At 49.0% G+C, this 19,801-nt stretch carries 12 protein-coding genes and 1 other annotated feature; of the genes, 1 reads left to right on the forward strand and 11 read right to left on the reverse strand.

Annotated features, from left to right (window positions below; all coding sequences use genetic code 11):
- Positions 1-4 precede the first annotated feature (4 nt).
- From rpoB to DWW13_RS06965, 11 genes are all read right to left on the reverse strand, one after another.
- Positions 5-3,844, reverse strand: coding sequence for a DNA-directed RNA polymerase subunit beta (gene rpoB, locus DWW13_RS06915; RefSeq protein ID WP_055227767.1), 3,840 nt, complete (start codon positions 3,842-3,844; stop codon positions 5-7).
- A gap of 350 nt (positions 3,845-4,194) precedes the next feature.
- Positions 4,195-5,745, reverse strand: a complete 1,551-nt coding sequence (locus DWW13_RS06920) for a carboxylesterase/lipase family protein (protein WP_117761434.1) — start codon at positions 5,743-5,745, stop codon at positions 4,195-4,197.
- A gap of 165 nt (positions 5,746-5,910) precedes the next feature.
- A complete protein-coding gene (locus DWW13_RS06925) occupies positions 5,911-8,409 on the reverse strand; it encodes a GH39 family glycosyl hydrolase (protein WP_158568555.1) in 2,499 nt (832 codons plus the stop codon).
- 112 nt (positions 8,410-8,521) lie between these two features.
- Complete coding sequence (locus tag DWW13_RS06930; RefSeq protein ID WP_118601085.1) at positions 8,522-10,195, reverse strand: alpha-glucosidase; 1,674 nt, start codon at positions 10,193-10,195, stop codon at positions 8,522-8,524.
- A 149-nt stretch (positions 10,196-10,344) separates the two neighbouring features.
- Complete coding sequence (locus DWW13_RS06935) at positions 10,345-12,039, reverse strand: CocE/NonD family hydrolase (protein ID WP_158579756.1); 1,695 nt, start codon at positions 12,037-12,039, stop codon at positions 10,345-10,347.
- 4 nt (positions 12,040-12,043) lie between these two features.
- A complete protein-coding gene (locus DWW13_RS06940) occupies positions 12,044-12,343 on the reverse strand; it encodes an AtuA-related protein (RefSeq protein ID WP_022462826.1) in 300 nt (99 codons plus the stop codon).
- A 4-nt stretch (positions 12,344-12,347) separates the two neighbouring features.
- The gene (locus tag DWW13_RS06945) at positions 12,348-13,700 is read right to left on the reverse strand and encodes an acyclic terpene utilization AtuA family protein (protein WP_118719664.1); all 1,353 of its coding nucleotides are present in this window, start codon (positions 13,698-13,700) and stop codon (positions 12,348-12,350) included.
- 195 nt (positions 13,701-13,895) lie between these two features.
- Complete coding sequence (locus DWW13_RS06950) at positions 13,896-14,378, reverse strand: helix-turn-helix domain-containing protein (protein ID WP_055220827.1); 483 nt, start codon at positions 14,376-14,378, stop codon at positions 13,896-13,898.
- Positions 14,379-14,647: 269 nt separating this feature from the next.
- On the reverse strand, positions 14,648-15,022 hold the full coding sequence (gene rplL / locus DWW13_RS06955) for a 50S ribosomal protein L7/L12 (protein WP_022462823.1): 375 nt from the start codon (positions 15,020-15,022) through the stop codon (positions 14,648-14,650).
- A 71-nt stretch (positions 15,023-15,093) separates the two neighbouring features.
- Positions 15,094-15,603: a 50S ribosomal protein L10 gene (gene rplJ / locus DWW13_RS06960; protein WP_055227784.1), complete on the reverse strand. Its 510-nt coding sequence runs from the start codon at positions 15,601-15,603 to the stop codon at positions 15,094-15,096.
- Between the two features lie 37 nt (positions 15,604-15,640).
- Positions 15,641-15,785 (reverse strand) — a sequence feature (ribosomal protein L10 leader region).
- 414 nt (positions 15,786-16,199) lie between these two features.
- Entirely contained in the window at positions 16,200-17,756 is a 1,557-nt protein-coding gene (locus DWW13_RS06965; protein WP_118719666.1) for a DUF5605 domain-containing protein, read from the reverse strand.
- Between the two features lie 298 nt (positions 17,757-18,054).
- On the opposite strand from DWW13_RS06965, the gene DWW13_RS06970 reads away from it, so the two are divergent.
- Complete coding sequence (locus DWW13_RS06970; protein ID WP_158579757.1) at positions 18,055-19,770, forward strand: sensor histidine kinase; 1,716 nt, start codon at positions 18,055-18,057, stop codon at positions 19,768-19,770.
- The last annotated feature ends 31 nt before the right edge of the window (positions 19,771-19,801 follow it).

The following is a 19,801-nucleotide window of genomic DNA, read 5'->3' on the forward strand; positions in this document are numbered from 1 at the left end:
CAAGTTACATGTCATCATCTGAACTTTCATCCAGATCAAGATAAGAGTCTTCTTCTTCATCCTCTTCCACATCTACCATTTCTTCTCCGTCAAATTCTTTCTTGGAGAATCCATAGTCACCAAATCTCTCGTCCTCTCTGTCAGAGTAACGGTCTCCCTCGATGATGTGGTTCAGGTTGGTATCACCGTAATCAACTGATTCCATAATTTTAACTTCGGTATTGTCATCACGCAGTACGCGGACATCGAGTGCCAGGGACTGCAGCTCTTTCAACAATACTTTGAAGGATTCCGGAATACCAGGCTCCGGAATATTGTCGCCCTTGATGATGGCTTCGTATGTCTTCACACGGCCAACCACATCGTCAGACTTCACAGTCAGGATCTCCTGCAGCGTGTAGGATGCACCGTACGCCTCAAGAGCCCAAACCTCCATCTCTCCGAAACGCTGTCCACCGAACTGAGCTTTACCACCCAGCGGCTGCTGTGTAACGAGGGAGTATGGGCCGGTAGAACGTGCATGGATCTTATCGTCTACCAGGTGATGCAGTTTCAGGTAATGCATGTGTCCGATGGTGGTTCTTCCATCAAACGGCTCACCAGTACGTCCATCGCGGAGCTGTACCTTACCGTCTCTTGCGATATCAACGCCCTTCCACAGTTCTCTGTGATCCAGGTGCTCTTCCAAGTACTGATATACTTCCGGAAGCAGAACATCTTTATATTTCTCGGAGAATGCATCCCATTCCATGTTTACATAATCGTTTGCCAGTTCCAGGGTATCCTGAATATCTTTCTCGTTTGCGCCGTCGAAAATCGGGGTGGATACGTTAAATCCAAGCGCTGCTGCTGCAAGGCTCAGGTGGATCTCCAGCACCTGTCCGATGTTCATACGGGACGGCACACCCAGAGGATTCAGCACGATGTCCAGCGGACGTCCGTTCGGCAGGAACGGCATATCCTCTACCGGAAGTACACGGGAAACGACACCCTTGTTTCCGTGACGACCAGCCATCTTATCGCCGACAGAGATTTTTCTCTTCTGTGCGATGTAGATGCGGACTGCCTGGTTTACTCCAGGAGAAAGTTCGTCGCCGTTTTCACGGGTAAATACTTTGGCGTCCACGATGATACCATACTCACCGTGCGGTACTTTCAGGGAAGTATCACGTACTTCTCTTGCTTTCTCGCCAAAGATGGCACGGAGCAGACGCTCCTCTGCGGTCAGCTCGGTTTCTCCCTTCGGAGTTACTTTTCCGACCAGAATATCACCGGCACGTACCTCTGCACCGATGCGGATGATTCCACGCTCGTCCAGGTCTTTTAAGGCTTCATCGCCGACGCCCGGAACGTCTTTTGTGATCTCTTCCGGTCCAAGCTTGGTGTCACGGGCCTCTGCCTCGTACTCCTCGATGTGGATGGAAGTGTAAACATCATCCTGTACCAGACGCTCGCTTAAGAGTACGGCGTCCTCGTAGTTATATCCTTCCCAGGTCATAAATCCGATCAGCGGGTTTTTACCAAGAGCAAGCTCGCCCTGGTAGGTAGACGGACCGTCTGCGATTACTTCGCCGGCCTCTACATGGTCACCTTTAAATACGATCGGTTTCTGGTTGTAGCAGTTGCTCTGGTTGCTTCGCATGAATTTGGTCAGATGGTAAACATCTTTTGTTCCGTCATCATTGTTCATGCGGATCTCGTTGGAGCAGGAATAGGAAATGGTTCCTGCTTTTTTTGCAACGACGCAGACACCGGAGTCTACGGCTGCTTTTGCTTCGATACCGGTTCCTACTACAGGAGCATCGGTGATCATCAGCGGTACGGCCTGACGCTGCATGTTGGATCCCATCAGCGCACGGTTCGCATCGTCGTTCTGAAGGAACGGGATCAGCGCCGTAGCAACGGAGAATACCATCTTCGGAGACACGTCCATGTAATCAAACATGTGCGGCTCGTAGGACTGGGTCTCATCCAGATAACGTCCGGAAACGTTCTTGTTGAGGAAGTGTCCTTCTGCATCCAGCGGCTCATTTGCCTGTGCTACATGGTAATTATCCTCTTCATCTGCGGTCATGTAGACTACTTCGTCGGTAACACGCGGATTTTTCGGATCTGATTTGTCAATTCTTCTGTATGGAGCCTCAACGAAGCCATACTCGTTGATGCGCGCATACGATGCCAGAGAGTTGATAAGACCGATGTTCGGTCCCTCAGGAGTCTCGATCGGGCACATTCTTCCGTAATGGGAGTAGTGTACGTCTCGAACCTCGAATCCGGCACGGTCACGGGACAGACCGCCAGGTCCAAGGGCGGAAAGACGTCTCTTGTGCGTCAGCTCTCCAAGCGGGTTATTCTGATCCATGAACTGGGACAGCTGGGAAGATCCGAAGAACTCTTTGATCGCAGCTGTAACCGGTTTGATATTGATCAGGGACTGCGGAGAAATTCCGTCGATGTCCTGTGTTGTCATACGCTCACGTACCACACGCTCCATACGGGACAGACCGATGCGGTACTGGTTCTGAAGCAGCTCACCTACGGCACGGATTCTACGGTTGCCCAGGTGGTCGATATCATCGGCATTTCCTGCGCCGTATTCCAGATGCATGTTGTAGTTGATGGAAGCGAAAATATCTTCCTTTGTGATATGTTTCGGAATCAGGTCGTGAATGTCACGTTTGATCGCCTGTTTGATCTCTTCGATATCGGTATTTTCCTCCAGGATCTTTTCCAGAACCGGATAGTATACTTTCTCGTTGATGCCAAGTTCTTCCTCGTCAACATCTACCCATGCTTTCAGATCTACCATTAAGTTGGAAAGAACTTTTACGTTTCTCTCCTCTGTCTGAATCCATACATACGGTACTGCTGCGTTCTGAATCTTGTCTGCGAGTTCCAGAGTAACGGTGGTGCCTTTTTCTGCAAGGATTTCACCGGTGGACGGATCTACAACATCCTCAGCGAGGATCTGGTTGCGGATACGGCTGCGCAGTGCAAGTTTCTTGTTGAATTTATAACGGCCTACCTTTGCCAGGTCATAGCGACGCGGGTCAAAGAACATGCTCATGATGAGGCTCTCTGCATTTTCTACTGCGAGAGGCTCGCCCGGACGAATTTTCTTGTACAGCTCGAGAAGACCTTCCTGATAGTTGGTGGAAGTATCTTTGGTGAAGCTTGCAAGAATCTTCGGCTCTTCACCGAACAGCTCTACGATCTCTGCATTGGAGCTTACTCCAAGTGCACGGATGAGGACTGTGATCGGAACTTTTCTGGTACGGTCTACGCGGACATAGAAGACGTCGTTGGAATCGGTCTCGTACTCCAGCCATGCTCCACGGTTCGGGATTACGGTACAGGAGAACAGTCTCTTTCCGAGCTTATCATGTGCGATGCCGTAATAAATACCAGGGGAACGTACCAGCTGGCTGACGATTACTCGCTCTGCACCATTGATAACGAATGTTCCTGTTGCTGTCATCAACGGCAGATCACCCATGAAAATTTCGTGCTCTGTGATCTCGTCTTTTTCCTTATTATATAATCTTACTTTTACCTTTAACGGTGCCGCATAAGTAGCGTCACGCTGTTTACACTCTTCGATTGAGTATTTTACGTCATCTTCACACAGTGTAAAGTCTACGAATTCAAGGCTCAGCCGTCCGCCGTAGTCGGAGATTGGTGAAATGTCATCAAAGACTTCCTTGAGTCCGCTTCTCAGGAACCAGTCATAGGAATCCTTCTGGACTTCAATCAAGTTGGGCATTTCCAATACTTCTTTTTGTCTCTGGTAACTCATTCGCATACTTTTTCCGGTAGGTATCGGACGTATTCTGTTTTTCTCCATTGACGTTGTCACCCCTTGTGTTATAATATATTTATTACCGCTCATGCCTGAACAAAAGGTTTTAGGCATATCTTGCCATAATAGTGCATTTTCTAGATTATCATGTTTTTTCAAGTGTGTCAACAAAACAGATTGTATTTTTTTCAGTACAATCTGTTTTTTACTGGTTTTTCTTCCGTGACCCTGTTAGAATAATACTTTAGATGTGATTGAAAGCACCGAATTTTCAGAAAAAACCGCCTGTTTGATTTTTTTATTTTTCAAATCAAACAGGCGGTTTTTTTATTCTAATTTTTTAATATTTCAGAGCTCCATCCCGATTTCGCTTATGCCGCGTCGAATCGTTCTTTTTAATGCTGAATATTGTCAGCCATCATGTCCATAAAGCTCCATGGTTTCAGAACTTTGTTGATCTCTGCAAACACTTTATCATCGTAGTTGTGTTTTACTTCCGTTTTGCGGTCAAACACCATGGTATCCGCATCCTCTGCTTCTACTTCCGGCCAGTGCGGGAGTCCGGCATGATCCGGGGTGCCGTTCTTTGCGAAGGCAAGAAGTGCTCCGAAGATTTCGCTTTCCAGTTTATCGCTGACATCCGGGATGCCACAAATTTCTACGAGATCTGCGTTTCCGAAGAAATATGGGATATCGGAGCAGTGCCATGCCGGCTTGCCGTGCTGGAACGGGAATTCCAGAGCGAAGTTGTAGAGATATGCTTTGCCGCCGCCTTTTGCGAACAGTTTGGCAAGTTTTACGGTCGGCTCACGCATTGCACGGTCGATGGCAAGAACATCTACGCCGTTCTTCTCCGGATATGCTTCTTTGAAAGCGTCCAGAACCTTTTCGGCATTGTCTCCATAAACCTTTTTGAGGATTTCCAGAATCTCTTCCGCTGTCAGTTTGTTCTTATCATAAGCTGCCGGTGCAAACGTTGCGAACTCGCCGTATACGGTTCCGATCATCATCGGAATCTGATGTGCATGCTCACGGAAGCCTGCGTCGAATGGATTTCCATAGAAGTAATCGCCCTTTTTCGGGCCGCCGCCGATGTAGCCGCCACTCTGTGCAATCGCCGGAGCCACTTTTGCATATGCAGCAGCAAGCTGCGGATACGGTACAGTTTCCAGCTGAGCCACATCGTCAAAGCCGAGCGCTTTCATCATTGCCGTAATAATCTCCGTGCCGTCTTTCTCTCCTGCGCCGAGCGGATCGTCCTCCATAACACCGCTCATGACAAGGCCTTTCTGGAACAGGCCGTCTGCTGATGGAATCTGCATCAGGTCAATCACCTTCATTCCGCCGCCGGACTGGCCGAAAATGGTTACATTCTCCGGATCGCCGCCGAACAGGGCAATATTGTCATGTACCCACTGCAGGGCTGCCACCATATCGGCGTGGCCTGCGTTTGCGGAGTTTTTGTATTTTTCCCCAAACGGAGACAGATCCAGATATCCTAAAATATTCAGTCTGTGGTTGACAGAAACAAGAATCGAATCACCTTTCTTTGCGATGCTGACGCCGTCATACGCAACCTGCTCGATGGAAGATCCCGCTGCGTATCCACCGCCGTGGAACCATACGAGAACCGGTTTTTTGGCTTCCGGATCAAGTTTGTTTGTCCAGATATTTAAGGACTGGCAGTGCTCATCCTGCGGCCAGTAGCGGTGCGGAACCATAAGCTCGCCGTTCGGTGTATCTTGGTTCTGAAGCGGGCATACAAAGCCGTAGTTTGTCGCATCCTTCACGCCATCCCATTTGGACGGAACCGGCATCTGGAAACGGTCTGCGTATGCATACGGAATTCCTTTGTAAATGTAAACACCGTCATAAAAATAACCTTTTAAATCGCCGGATGTGGTATGCAGCACCGGCACGCCATCGTAATCAAATATTTTCCCCATTTTGAAATACCTCTTTTCTGTAGAATTTAGCATTTATGTTGTTTTCAGTATAAACAATATTTTCGTCCTTTTCTACTCGAATTGTCGCAAGATCTTCTTATATTGTTGCTTTTTTTCCACTCTTTCTCTGTATTCTCCCACCGCGAGTGCAATTTTTTGAAGATTTTACAGAATCTGCTCCACCTCAATCAGCGCCGTCTCGTGCGGCTCCAGGCGTTCCTGCACCGTGAGGCTGCCTTCCGGGTCGGTTTCCTGCTCCCAGACACGGTATTCCGGGTCCGCACTGTGGCACAGCATCGCGCGCTCCATCCGGTTCATCCGCTCCGGAGCTCCCATCCGCACCCACGCATCGTAGCTGCTGCCGTGCTCTTTTGTCACTTTATACAGCCGCAGGCAATATTTTCCCGGTTCCAGTCCGGTCAGTTTCACTGAAAAGGTCCGGATTTCCCCCATATTGAATACGCGGTAACGGTCCGTGCGGGAAATATTCACGGCATGGCGGTAGCGGTACAGCATATCGTAGTGAACATAGTTGTACAGGTAAATCTGGCTTTGGTTTTTCTCCGGCTCCGTGCTGATAAAATAGCCGTCCCCACGCTTCACCAGACGAGATCCCATTCTGCCGAGCAGCCGCAGCGCAGTGCAGACCGCCTTTGGAATGCCGTTCATCGTGAACAGCCCAAAACCTCCATGATACGTTTCCCGCGCCGGAAATACTTCATCCAAACGGTCATTGACCGAGAAATACGCAATTCCCTGCAGCGCCTCTTCATTTTCCAGAAGATTTTTAAACAGCCATGCCGCTTTATAACAGGTATCGTTGCACAGATCCCTCTGCCAGATGTTGCTGCTGCACTCATCCACCAGAACCGGCAGTGCACCAAGCCCAGCCTTCTGCAGCAGACCTTTTACCTTCTCCCCGCGGTTCCGCAGAAAATCCGGGTCGCGGCTCACAATCATATTGACGCTCTCGTTGTTCTGGATCAGATTCATTTTCTCCTCTTCCTCTCCATAGATCACCGTGCCAAACGAGCGGAATGCAAAAATTTCCGGCACACATTCCTTTTCCTTCATAGTTTCGATAAAGGCTTTGAGATGTTCCTCCGGTCCAAGACCAAAGGAAAGACATGTTACAAGATCCGGGCTCACACGTTTCATCTCCTCGTACGATGCTTTCCACGTCTCAAAGAACTCATCTCCTCCATCAATCGTGATCACGTCTCCGCTGATCCACGGGTTGAAAATCCAGCGCCGCATCTGGTTGATTCCATACCGTTCCCTTAGATGTTCCATCAGGTTTTTGATCAGCATGCGCCACTCAGCCAGATCTCGCGGAGAGCTGCTTAGCGCCGGACGCATCGTTCTTCCCGGGTCTGTTTTTGCCAGCAGCAACGGCATATGGCCGAATTCCAGCAACGGCTTCGCTCCCGTGGAAAGGATGAAATCGATCACCTCATCAATATAGTTCCAGCAGAACTGAATCTCGCCCCACATATTCCGCCGAAGTACGCACATATCATCATCAAGAATTCCTTTTACGCGGATCAGCTCATAGCCGAGCTCCTGCACCAGCTGTTCCAGCTCATCCTGCACCTCGCGGTTCAGCACACTTGCCGCATAGCCAGCATTGATCACGCGCTTCCAGTGGCCTGCCACTCTTGGTTTCCGTCCGTTTACTGCCGCTGTCACGGAAACGGCACTCTCATTTATCGTCTCAATCTCCTGCTCCGTGACCGCTGCATACTGCAGGAGACTCTGGAAAATATCATGGTCTCCCGCCGCCTCTTCCCGCTCTTTTCCTTTCTTTTCACGCTGTTTTACTGTATATTCCATCTGCTTCCGGTATTCGCTCGGTGTCATACCGCGGTATTTGCGGAATGCGCGGATCATCGCCGTCTCATTGACAAATCCATTGTGATAGGCAATCTCCGTCAGCGTTGCGCCGCTGTGCATTTCCTGTACGGCATGCGCCAGGCGCACCTGCGTCACGTACTCCCGAAATGATACACCGAAATACTGCGGAAAGCTCCGTGAAATATAGGCACGGCTCAGATAAAGATGATCCGCCAGATCCTCCAGCGTAATCTCTTCCCGGCAATGCTGCAGAATATAGTCTGATGCCCGCTGAATGCGTTCCCTTCCGCCCCGGCCCTGTTCCACCTTTTCCCCGGATGTAAAGTAAAAAAGCAGATCCTCCAGAAGCGCCGTCACACGGCTTTTCATATAGATCGGTTGTTCCTCATTATTCTTGTACATCTCAAGAAAGATCCGTGCCATATCCCGCCGGATCAAATCAAATTTTTCCTGCTGATCTTCCATATAAAAAAACGACTGACATTTGACTTCACATTTCAGCAGCTTAATGTGAAATGAATCAATCGTCTCCGCTGAAACGCAGAGCGACAGAGCAAGTCCGTCTTCGTCCAGATCCAGGTCACAGATCTGAAACCGGTTGATCGCAAAGATAGATCCCATCGGGAGATTGTGAACTTCCCCGTCCTCGTAGCTGACTCTTCCACTCCCACGAAGCAGAAATAAAAGTTCAAAATCCGGATTCCACAGTTCCCGTTTCTTCTCCGGCCGGAGTAGCCGAAAACGGAATCCCGGCATTTCCTGTTTTGTTCCTTTCAGCATCATGTCTTCGTCTCTGTTGTCTCTTTCCATTTCACACCTCATGATAGATTTTTTTGTTGTATTGTACCACAAAAAAGGTCCCGCAAAAAGATCTTCTCCTTTTGTGGGACCAATTTTTCGGTTTTTGTTTTAGTTTTTGCAATTATTCCTTCACCTTCAGCACCAGACACTGATACGGTTGCAGACGGATCGTTTCCTCGCCTGCCTCGCAGGTGTCATAGTTATTCAGAAGTACTTCTTCGATTGTGTCTGTAAATGGCAATGTAATGCCATCCGCAAGAGAAGTAGTAAGGATCAGAATATTATTCTTCTCATCCTTCCTGCGGTACGCCAGAACGCCGCTTACCGTCTCGTATTCCGGAATCAGCGTTCCGTAGAGGAAGGTTTCTTCCAGATCTTCACGTCGTCTTACTGCCACCATTTTGCGGTAAAACCACAGCAGGGAATCAGGATCTTTTTCCTCGGCCTCATAGTTCAGTTCCGTATAGTTTTTATTCACCGGGAACCACGGCGTACCTGTTGTGAATCCCGCCTCGGCAGATGCATCCCACTGCATCGGAGTTCTGCTGTGCTCGCGGCTCTCGCGGTTGATCTGCTCGAGCGCTTCCGCATCCGTTTTTCCTTCTGCAATCAGACGGTCGTAAATAGCAAAGGTCGGTTTGTCGACGAATCCCTGAATAGACTGTTTCGGGTTGTCGCGCATGCCAATCTCCTGTCCCTGATACAGAAATACAATACCCGGCAGGAAGAAATTGGTGACCGGAAGCATCTTTTCGCTGTAGCGGTTCTGGTCCTCCGGCATCAGGAACCGGTCGATGATGCGCGTTTTGTCATGGTTTTCGAGAAAGTTGCAGAGCATGCCGCGGCCATCCACGATTTTCTGCGCCGCAAAAAGCTGATCGCGATAATCGTCAAACAACGCCACGGTATTGCCCCATTTCGGGTTACGCACATTGTCGAGGGTGTGACAAAAATCGAAAACGGACGAGAAACTGCCGTTTTCCCCAATCACATCCTCCACATCCTCCGGTCCCATGTGATCGTACTCTCCGATCGTCAGCGCATCGGTCGGCGCAAAGGTGCGCTCCTTCATTTCACACAAGATATCGGCAAGACCGTCTACATTGTTGAAATACTCGAACGCCATATTGTACTCGTCCGGTCCATCCGGCGGAAGGTTGGTGTACTGATAATTCTTTTTCAGATGGCTGATCGCATCAAGACGGAATCCGCCAAGTCCCAGATCCATCCATTTTAAAATCATCTCATAAATTTCTTCCCGCAATTTGGGATTCTCCCAATTGAGATCCGGCTGCTCTTTTGTGAAGATGTGGAGGTAATACAGGTTATCATATCCCGGTACTTTCTCCCATGCGCTGCCGCCAAAAATCGACCGCCAGTTGTTCGGCTCTTTGCCGTCTTTTCCTTCCCGGAACACATAATACTTTCCGTACTTTCCAAACGGATCTTTGAGTGCCGCCTGAAACCACGCATGCCGGTCAGAGGAATGATTCACGACAAGATCCATCAGGATGCGGATGCCGCGCTTTTTTGCCTCCGCGATCAGCTCCTTCATGTCCTCCATCGTTCCAAACGACGGGTCGATATCCATGTAATCGGAAATATCGTATCCGTTATCTACCATCGGGGATGCAAACACCGGGCAGAGCCAGATGACATTGGCTCCCAGCTTTTCTATTTTGTCAAGATGACGGATCACGCCTTTCAGATCCCCGATTCCATCTCCGTTAGTATCCTGAAAACTCTTCGGATAAATCTGGTATCCAACCGTTTTGTGCCACCACTTTTTCTCCATTGCTTTTCTCCTGTTCATTTTGTTTTTATGATGCGGGCCGTTCTTTAGGTTTACCGCAAAACCTATAGTGTTTCCACTATATCACAAAAGAATGGATTATGCTACTTTTTCTTTTTGATTTTTCCCGATGTCCGCTTTACCGTTACGGCTCACTGTTTTTTCATCAGCGGCAAAATCACGCAGGAAGCAGCTTCTCCCCCCATATGAATGGTCTGATGGGCAATTTTATTTTCCGTTTTTTCCGACCACAGCCCTTTCTGATTGCTGTGAACATGATACTGCGGGAAGTCGGAGGAGGAAACATCTACACGAATGCGGGAACCCTTTGGAATCGTGTATACAATATTCCACATAGTAATCTGCACCTCTGCCACGCTGCCCGGTTCATAGGCCCCAGCCTCCGTTTTTCCCTGCTCCAATGTTGCAATCGAGGAACGAATGTTGTACGCTTTTCCTTCCGGCGTTACCTCCATGATTTTAGCGGTGAATGCCGTATCCTCGCAATCACTTTCCACGAACAGACGGACGGAAGCTTTTCCGTTCAGCGTGAAAGTTTCTTCCAGCGGTTCTGATACAAAACTCAGGACATCCTCACGATAGTCCGGTTCCGGCTGGAGATGACTGCCGATCTGCGGCATCGTATGCAGAAGGGCTTCTCCTCCGATGCTCTCGACGGGAGTGGCCGGGTCAAACGTGTAGTTTCTCGTTTTTTCCTGTTCCGGCGTGTCTGTCCGCAGTGTTTTCTCATCCAGATACAGCGTCATGCTTCCCGCAGTTCCTTTTTCTCCCAGTCCGTCGGACACGATGTCAATCCACCGGTCTGCGCCGATCTCATAGGCACGGATCCGCTGTGTTGGGATTTCTTTTTGTTTCAGCGTCAGCTCAAACCATTCCAGCATCTTTGGAATTTCTTCATTCTGCGGGTGCAGCACCTCTTTATCTTCAAGACAAATCTGGAAAAAGTGGTTCCATGCACCGATTTCCAGCCAGCTGTGCTGTTTCGTCTCCTCGTTCAGCCGCTCCCACGTTTTCATACTGCTGCCGTGGTGATGATCGTACCAGCCGCTTAAAAGATAAATCGGAACCTTCGTTTTTGATGGAATTTCCCGCAACTGTTTCCACCAGCCCGTCTGCCAGAGTGCCGCATCCGGGCTCGGGCTTGTGATGTATTCGCGGTAGGACGGAACACGCTGTCCCCACAGCGCCTCGTCCACTTCAATCTGCGGCAGATAACGGCAGCTTTCACGATAGTCAGCATTCACTGGTTTTTCCGCATTTTCCATCGACCATGCGGTCAGGATATCGTGGCGGAAGCAGCCCTTCTCGTAGGCTGATACAAAACGGTCCGTTCCATAGTCCTCCAGAAACATTGCGGCAACTTTCCCCTCCGCGGCATCAGCGAACGCCCAGCCGGTCATGCTTGTGTAGGAATGGCCCCAGTAGCCTAAGATTTCGCACCATGGCTGCTCCACAAGGTAATCCATGGTGTCAATGCCATCGTTTCGCTCATTGATGTTTGGCTCCCATTTTCCTTCCGACTGCTCTCTGCCGCGGCAATACTGGTAGACATACACATAGCCTCTGCGCGCCAGTCCCTCACCGTAGGCACGGTGAATACGGTCGTTGCCCGGATAGCAGGTACGAGTCAGGATGACGGGATATTTCTTGTTTTCTCCTGATCCGCCTTCCCTTGGAAAATAATAGATTGTATGCAGCTTCACACCATCGCGCATCTCGATCTGGCTGTCTTTTCTTTCAAATGCTGCACAGCTTTCGGAAACGCCGCTTTTCGCAAACTGTTCCTCCACGCGTTTTACCACTGCCGCCATAAAATCTTCTGCCATTGCCCTAAACCTCCATTTCCAGCAGTGCCATGCCGAGTGTCTTTCCATGTTTGTCCAGCGCCAGCGATCTTGTGACACCGCCGCCGAGTGTCTTGTCGAGGACAAAGTTCAGCGCATGGATTCCGTCCAGTTCGTAGCGGGTTACTTTTCCGTGACAGATTTCGCGGAAGTATTCTGCTACGCGTGCTTCTGTTACTTTTTCTTTCAGCATTTCATAATTGTTCTCATCATATGGGATCACCGAAATATTGGAGATCTCGCCTTTATCGCCTGTTCTTGCATGTGCAATCTCTTTTAATTTCATCGCCTTATACCTCCCGGAATGTAACTTTTGCTTCTACTGCATCGCGCGGCACAAAAATTGAGCAGACCGAGACAATCTCGGACACCCGTTTCACCGCTCCGCCGCCTCCTGCGGGACCGTTGGTATAGAGAGCCTCCACCTCGTTTGCCAGCAGAACGGCATTTTTCCGGTCTTTCGTTCTGCCTGCGGCGCGGAGACGCACTTCACACGGAGTTCCACTTCCGATCTCCTTGGAAATTGCATCACGATACAGGGAATTGCATCCGATAAAATCAGTACGGTACTCTTCCAGCTCGATGCCTGTCAGTTCAATCCGCTTCTCCAGAATCTCCGCCGCCAGCTCCGCCCGTGCCATACAGTTGCTTCCGCCGTAGGAAATTTCACCCTCACCGATGAAGCAGTCCTTGTAGCCGACACTCACTTTCAAAGTTTCCGGTCTTCCATGCGTTGTCGCATGCTCGGCGCGAACCTGGTTTTCCCCGATCTGCCGGAACGTCACCTTTGAAAAGTCCGCTGTTGCATCCGGGGTCAGGTAAGCCTTGGGGTTGTGGATTTCGTAGATCATCTGCTCTTTACAGGTATCCACACTCACCAGTCCGCCACTTCCCTCGACTTTTGTCACGGTAAATGCGCCTGTCTCGTCGATCTCAATGAGCGGGAATCCAAGTTTCCACAGATCCGGCACATCCTTGTAGCCCGGATCCGCAAAATAGCCGCCTGTCACCTGTCCGGCACACTCCAGCAGATGGCCTGCCAGAACCGCCTGTCCCATCTGATCCGGGTTGTCGTCAATGTTCCATCCGAACTCATATACCAGCGGTCCGATCGTCAGTGCAGGATCGGAAACGCGACCGGTAATGACAAGATTGGCACCCTCTTCCAACGCTTTTGTGATGCCCTCCGCACCCATATAGACGTTCGCAGAAATCAGAACATCTTTTTTCTTTTTTAACAGCGTGCCATCCTCCAGCACTTTTTCATTTTCATACTTATCCAGTTCGTCTGTAATATCATCGCCGGTCACACAGGCAATCTTCAATCCACTGACACCCAGTTTTCTGGCAATTTCACACGTCCGTTCTGCAGCAGATACCGGGTTGGCAGCTCCCATATTGGTAATAACTTTTACTTTGTTTTTCGCCATCAGCGGGAGAATTTTTTCCATTCGGTAGTCGAGTAGCTGGTTGTATCCCTTCGACGGATCTTTCTCTTTGTCCTGCTGCCCGATCGCAACGGTGCGTTCCGCCAGACACTCGAAAATAATGTAGTCCAGATTTCCTTTTTCCATCAGCTCCACTGCCGGCTCAATGCGGTCTCCCGCATAGCCTGCTCCGCTTCCGATTCTGATTTTTTTCATGTTCTATGGCCTCGCTTTCTTTGATCTGAGATCATTGTAATGCGATATCCGGGCAGATACTACAAAAGGGATCGTAATTTCTAAAATTTTAGAAATCATGATCCCTCTTTTATGTGAGTTCTGTTACAGCAAAGACAGAAAATACCACAAAGCCCCAAAGCTGCAGAAATTCCGGCATTTCATTCTCCTTCTGTCTTATTCTTTGATTTTATTGTATAACGTTGCCAGCGAAATTCCGAGTTCCTTTGCCGCTTTTTGCTTCCCCTCCATATCCCGTCCGTACAGCAACAACGTATTTTGGATCTCCTGCCGTTCAAAGCGGCGCACCCGCTCTTCCAGCGTCATGTGAGCCTCTGATTCCCGTTTTTCAAACTGTACGAGACTCGTCACAATTGAGATGCTTCCGCGGATCTGATGCTCTTCCCAGATCGGATAAACACTTGCAAAGTATTCCTGCGTTCCCTCTCTCCGCACCATTCCCTCGACCGGGATGCCGCTCCAAATGACTTCCGGAGCAATGGCAGATTTGCGGTAATCCGTGATTTTATGACCTTTCGCGGTTTCAAGCGGAACGCCGATGAAATCGCTGTAGACTTGATTGAAGAACACAATCCTGCTGTGCTGATCGCAGATCAGGATTCCCTGCTGTAAAGATTCCAGAACGGAATGTACCTGCATTTTTCGTTCCTCCCGTTTTCTCTTTCTGTACTCTCGGAGTCTTTCTGTCATGAGGATATTTAGCCCTTATACTCCTCCGTAAATGTCTTGTATGAATAGATCACATTCTCAATTTTATCTCCACGGTCGCAATTACATTTTGATACCACATGGCATCACCATACCTTCCGGCAATTTTTAACTTTATTGCCACAAAGTATGGACTCAGTTCAAAAAACGCACGGCAGGAAATCCCGCCGTGCGTCCATAGATTCTGATTTACGCTTAAATTATTTAAGAGTAACTTTAGCGCCTTCAGCCTCAAGTTTAGTTTTGAGCTCTTCAGCTTCTGCTTTGGAAGCACCCTCTTTGAGGACTTTCGGAGCACCGTCAACTACTTCTTTAGCTTCTTTCAGGCCAAGTCCTGTAGCTTCACGTACAACTTTGATAACTTTAACTTTGTTCGGGCCAACCTCTGTCAGCTCTACGTCGAACTCGTCTTTCTCCTCAGCTGCTGCTGCATCGCCTGCTGCTGCTGCAACTACAACGCCTGCTGCTGCGGATACGCCGAACTCTTCCTCACATGCTTTTACAAGATCGTTTAACTCTAATACAGATAACTCTTTGATAGCGTCAATAAACTCTGCGGTTGTTAACTTTGCCATTTTATTTTCCTCCTTGGATATTTTCTGAATAATGTTCTCAGGCTGCGTATTTCACGCTGCCCGCTTGAGGCTTAGGCCTCTGCTGCGCCGCCTTTGGACTCTGCGATCTGGTTGAGGACGCGAGCCAGGTTTGCGATCGGGGACTGGATGCTTCCAAGCAGTTTGCCAAGAAGTTCTTCTCTTGACGGAACGTTTGCCAGTGCTTCCATTCCAGCTTTGTCGTAGTAGTTTCCTTCTACAACACCAGAAACCATCTCCAGCTTCGGAGCGGTTTTTGCAAATTTAGCGATGATTCTTGCCGGAGCTGTTGCATCGTCCTTGCTGATTGCGATAGCGTTTGTGCCATCCAGGTCTTTGGTAAGAGACTCGAAAGCAGTACCAGCGAATGCACGTTTCATCATTGTATTTTTGTATACTTTGTAATGAACGCCTGCTTCTCTTAACTCTTTACGCAGCTGAGTATCCTGAGCAACGGTTAATCCGCTGTAGTTTACCAGCAGCACGCACTGTGCGCCTTCTACCTGTGCGCTGATCTCTTCCAGGACCGGCTTCTTCAGATCGATTTTTGCATTGATTGCCATGATTGCACCTCCTTGTAGTATTTCGTACCTACGCTTTGGAAGTATAAAAAAAGCTCTTCGCGAAGATTGGCGAAGAGATCTCAAAATTCCATAACATGAACCTTGTGTAACTTCTCCTCGGCAGGCGTTTGAAACTTACGCCTTGCGGCACCTGCTGTCTTCGGCGTGATACAGGTGGTATGATAGCATATGTGAGGCGAGTTGTCAAGATCAAAATAGACTTTTTTCATATTTGTGCAACTTCATCAAAATATGCGTTCTATTTTTTCAAACCGTTTCTTCCTATACCATGTTATACTTATTTTGTTGTCGCCTCCCAAACTGGCAACAGGAAGGGGGTGAGCGCATGTCTATACTTATTTCTCTTATCGTTTCCGTTGTAGCAGGTGTAATCAGCTACTATATCTGCAAGTGGCTAGACGGAAAACATGGCGACAATTAGCCCAGGCGGATGCCCTTCCGTAAAAAGGGAAGAACCCCCAGCAGTTGCCGCTGCTGGGGGTTCGCTTTGTGAACACATGTCACTTATTTCTCTTATCAGCTACACATACTATATCATATGCAGAATCGAATTTCAAGATTCCTCTCCCACATTTTTATTTCACTTTCACCAGTCTCACCGCCATATACGGTCTTGACGGCATGTCGATCGTGAATTCTCCGCTGTGGCGGCCTGCCGGGGTGATGGTCATGTTCCAGGTGTCGATGACTTCCACATCGAACTCCTGGCCTTCCGGCATGTGGAACGGGCGGCGGCATGGGCGGTTGGCACCGTAATAGTACATCACGCAGTCTTTTCTCGGATGGCTTGCGCTGTTTGTGCAGCAGGTCTCATCAAAGAATGCCGGAAGCGGCTCCATATAGCCCCCGTTTTCTTTCATGATATCCAGCAGGAACTGGATCCGCGCCGGACTGCTGCCCTTCAGCTCTCCGCCGTGTGACCACCAGATCACACCGTTTTCATTTTCATACGTCTCTCCGTGCTGTCCATATCCGCCTCTGGTGTATGCCTCCCAGAACCGGCGTGTCATCTCCTCGCCGCTGATATTGCCCCAGCCGAACGGAAGATTTCCTTCATATGCAATTTCATCGAGCACGCACGGTTTTCCATACTGCGGGCGCCAGATTTCCACATTTTCTGCGGTGCGGTACAGATCGATTCTCTGCAGACTGCAGTGCGTGATCCATCCCCTGGAATGATCGTACATGGTCATACAGTTGTGAATGGAGCGCAGATGGCGGTACGGATCCTGACGGCAAACGGTTTCGGCATTGGATTCCCACTCGGATACCGGTTTCCAGCGGAACAGGTCAAATTCATTTGCCATAGCCCACCATACATTGTGGTATGCGCTGAAACGGTTGACAACGTATCTTAAATAAAAGTTCTGCTGTTCCAGATTCATGCGGGAATAGCCCCAGCGGTCGTACGGATGGAACAAAATCAGATCTGCCTGGATTCCCATGGTGCCAAGGCGTGCGATCGTGTTTTCAATATGTTCAAAATAAGAAGGATTCGGACGAGTATAATCCCATACTTCATCCGGGTTTTCAATCATGGCATCAATGCCGCCGAACATATTGCGCGGCGCTTTTTCCAGCTTTTCTGTCTCAAAATCAGACGGAGACCATGGAGAATTTTCACGAATTTCAAACGGATACTGTGCCGGCTCTTTTAAATTGTAGACATAGTGTTTCGGAAAAACACAGAAACGGATCTTGTTAAACGGAGAGGACGCAAGACTCTCATACGTTTTCTCCTGTGTCTCCTTACTCTGCAGCTCCCACACATAACAGGTCGTACCGCACGGGTAGTATTCCTTTCCGTCATCGTAAGCAAAATGATAGGTGTTTGCCACACGGACCGGACCGTGACAGCCTTCATCAGCTGCACCGACCTCCACCGTCACTTTCGCCTCATCGCCCCAGCTTGTTGCTGCGGTGATCTCATACGTTCCTTCGCCGGATGGCATAAAGCGAAGCTTGTATACGCCGTTTCCGTCATAAAAGCCCTCGGCATGCTTTTCCTCTGCCTGACCTGCCATCGTTCCTTTCACCCACTGCTCCGCAAATGGATTTCCCTCGGACGGTCCCTGGAAAACCAGCTCTGCGATTCCATATCGTTTTACATGTTCGGTATAAGACTGTAACATACGTTCCACCTTTCTGAAATAAGTATCGCTTCGTATTGTGATAATTTAATTTTACTAAATACATTTTGAATAGTCAATCTTTTTAAATTTAATTTTTAAACAATAATTCAGTTATTTTTTTATTACTTTTGCCGGTATCCGTTTCTTTTTTCCTTGTATTTATTGACGTTTTTTCACTTTTATTGTAAACTTTCCCATAGAGTCTGCCGGATCTTTTGCTGAACAGTTCCGGCCTTTTCTTCTTATCTGGCTCAAAATTCAGCATGTATCTAACATGTATCGGAGAGGAGATGTTTCTTTGAAAAAACGGTTTTCCAAAATTTCCATACACTCACTTGGTTTTCGTATTTTTGTTCTGCTTGCAGTCATGATCGTCTTTTTTTGCGCGCTTGTCGTGTACAACAACACAGCCGCTTTCGGTCTGATGCTGGAGCGGATCCATGAGAACTCGGAAAATACACTGGTTCTGTACCAGAAAAGCCTGGATGAAAACCTTTCCCGCCCCGAAACCTATCTCTATGTTTTTGCTTTGAATGATACCGATCTCCTTTCGCTCCGCGCAGCGGAACCACAGACAACCAGCTGGTATACCACATTAAACCGAATCAAAAAAAGCTTTGAAAACGCAGCACCGAACTATACCGTAGACGGCTTTTTCTGTTATCAGGAAGCCACAGATGCCCTCGTTCTCTACGACCAGACCAGCAACCCGCCACCGCTCCTCTGGAACTATATCCGCGGAATCGCCAATACAGAGGCTCCGTCCTCTGTATGGAATCTCAACGAAATCAACGGGAAATATTACCTTGTCCGTATCCTGAACCTAAACGGATATCTGCTCGGCGCGTACATTTCCACGGATACACTCCTCGGCACTCTGGTCGATACAAAAACGCAGGACAGCCTTCTGTATTTTTCCGATGGTTCTCTTCTTCTGCGCACCCCGTCAAACGATGTCCGCCTGGAGGCTCCCCGCTTGAAATGGCGACGGTATCCTTCCTACGAAATCGACGGAACCTCCTGGATGGCGGTTTCACATGAACTGAAGGAAACACCGCTGTCGCTGACCCTGCTTCTGAAGGATTCGGAATATACCAAATATCAGACAAACTTTTATATCATTGCCTTTATTGTTTCGCTCGGTCTGTTCGTAGTCTGGCTGCTTCTGTCTGCCTCCCTGTACCGCTGGGTTCTTCACCCGGTTCACATGCTGACGCATGCGCTGGAGCAGCTCCGCGGCGGAGATCTCAAGGTGCGTATCCCCGACGACGCTATGCTCGATGAATTCCGGGAAATGACGACCGCTTTCAACGATATGGTCGAGGAGATCGATGATCTGAAAATTGAGAATTACGAAAAACAGCTCTCCCGTCAGAAGCTGGAGGCGCTTTACCTGAAGCAGCAGATCACACCGCATTTTATGATCAACTGCCTGAACACCATTTATCAGCTGACTGAAAATAACCACGCGGACCTGGCACGGCAGATGCTTCAGAACCTGAGTGTGCATCTGCGCTATACGCTTTCCTCCGGTCAGACCGTTTCGCTTTTAGAAGAGCTGAAGCTTGTAAAAAACTACGTGGAGCTTTCCTCCATCCGCTATCCCGGCGCGCTGCGCCTGCTCCCTTCCTGCGAGGAATCGCTGCACAATGCAACGGTTGTGCCGCTGATGCTTCTGAACTTTGTGGAAAACACGGTCAAATATGAGGTCGTTATGGGGAAAGTTCTGGACATACATATCGACGTCACCGCCAGAGAAAAAAATCAGTGCACCCGCCTTCATATCTGTATCTGGGATACCGGACGCGGTTTTTCGGAGAATATGCTTGCCGTGCTGCAAAATCTTGATACCTATGTAAATTCCGAGCAGGAACACATCGGCATCACAAACGTTGTACTCCGCCTCCGCCAGATTTTTCCCGACGCGGCTTTTACTTTCTGCAACCGTTCCGGCGCAGGCGCTCAGATTACCATTGATTTTCCTTACGTTCCCTTTTTCCGCATCGACGGATAACCGGAACGGTAAAAAAATATATTTTGGGAGG

This window comes from Blautia sp. AF14-40, assembly GCF_003479665.1.
Classification (GTDB): domain Bacteria; phylum Bacillota; class Clostridia; order Lachnospirales; family Lachnospiraceae; genus Fusicatenibacter; species Fusicatenibacter saccharivorans.

Excerpts from the sequence above, each read along its gene's own strand:
- rpoB (WP_055227767.1), bottom strand. The coding sequence starts at position 3,844 with ATGGAGAAAAACAGAATACGTCCGATACCTACCGGAAAAAGTATGCGA.
- DWW13_RS06920 (WP_117761434.1), bottom strand. The coding sequence starts at position 5,745 with ATGGGGAAAATATTTGATTACGATGGCGTGCCGGTGCTGCATACCACA.
- DWW13_RS06925 (WP_158568555.1), bottom strand. The coding sequence starts at position 8,409 with ATGGAAAGAGACAACAGAGACGAAGACATGATGCTGAAAGGAACAAAA.
- DWW13_RS06930 (WP_118601085.1), bottom strand. The coding sequence starts at position 10,195 with ATGGAGAAAAAGTGGTGGCACAAAACGGTTGGATACCAGATTTATCCG.
- DWW13_RS06935 (WP_158579756.1), bottom strand. The coding sequence starts at position 12,039 with ATGGCAGAAGATTTTATGGCGGCAGTGGTAAAACGCGTGGAGGAACAG.
- DWW13_RS06940 (WP_022462826.1), bottom strand. The coding sequence starts at position 12,343 with ATGAAATTAAAAGAGATTGCACATGCAAGAACAGGCGATAAAGGCGAG.
- DWW13_RS06945 (WP_118719664.1), bottom strand. The coding sequence starts at position 13,700 with ATGAAAAAAATCAGAATCGGAAGCGGAGCAGGCTATGCGGGAGACCGC.
- DWW13_RS06950 (WP_055220827.1), bottom strand. The coding sequence starts at position 14,378 with ATGCAGGTACATTCCGTTCTGGAATCTTTACAGCAGGGAATCCTGATC.
- rplL (WP_022462823.1), bottom strand. The coding sequence starts at position 15,022 with ATGGCAAAGTTAACAACCGCAGAGTTTATTGACGCTATCAAAGAGTTA.
- rplJ (WP_055227784.1), bottom strand. The coding sequence starts at position 15,603 with ATGGCAATCAATGCAAAAATCGATCTGAAGAAGCCGGTCCTGGAAGAG.
- DWW13_RS06965 (WP_118719666.1), bottom strand. The coding sequence starts at position 17,756 with ATGTTACAGTCTTATACCGAACATGTAAAACGATATGGAATCGCAGAG.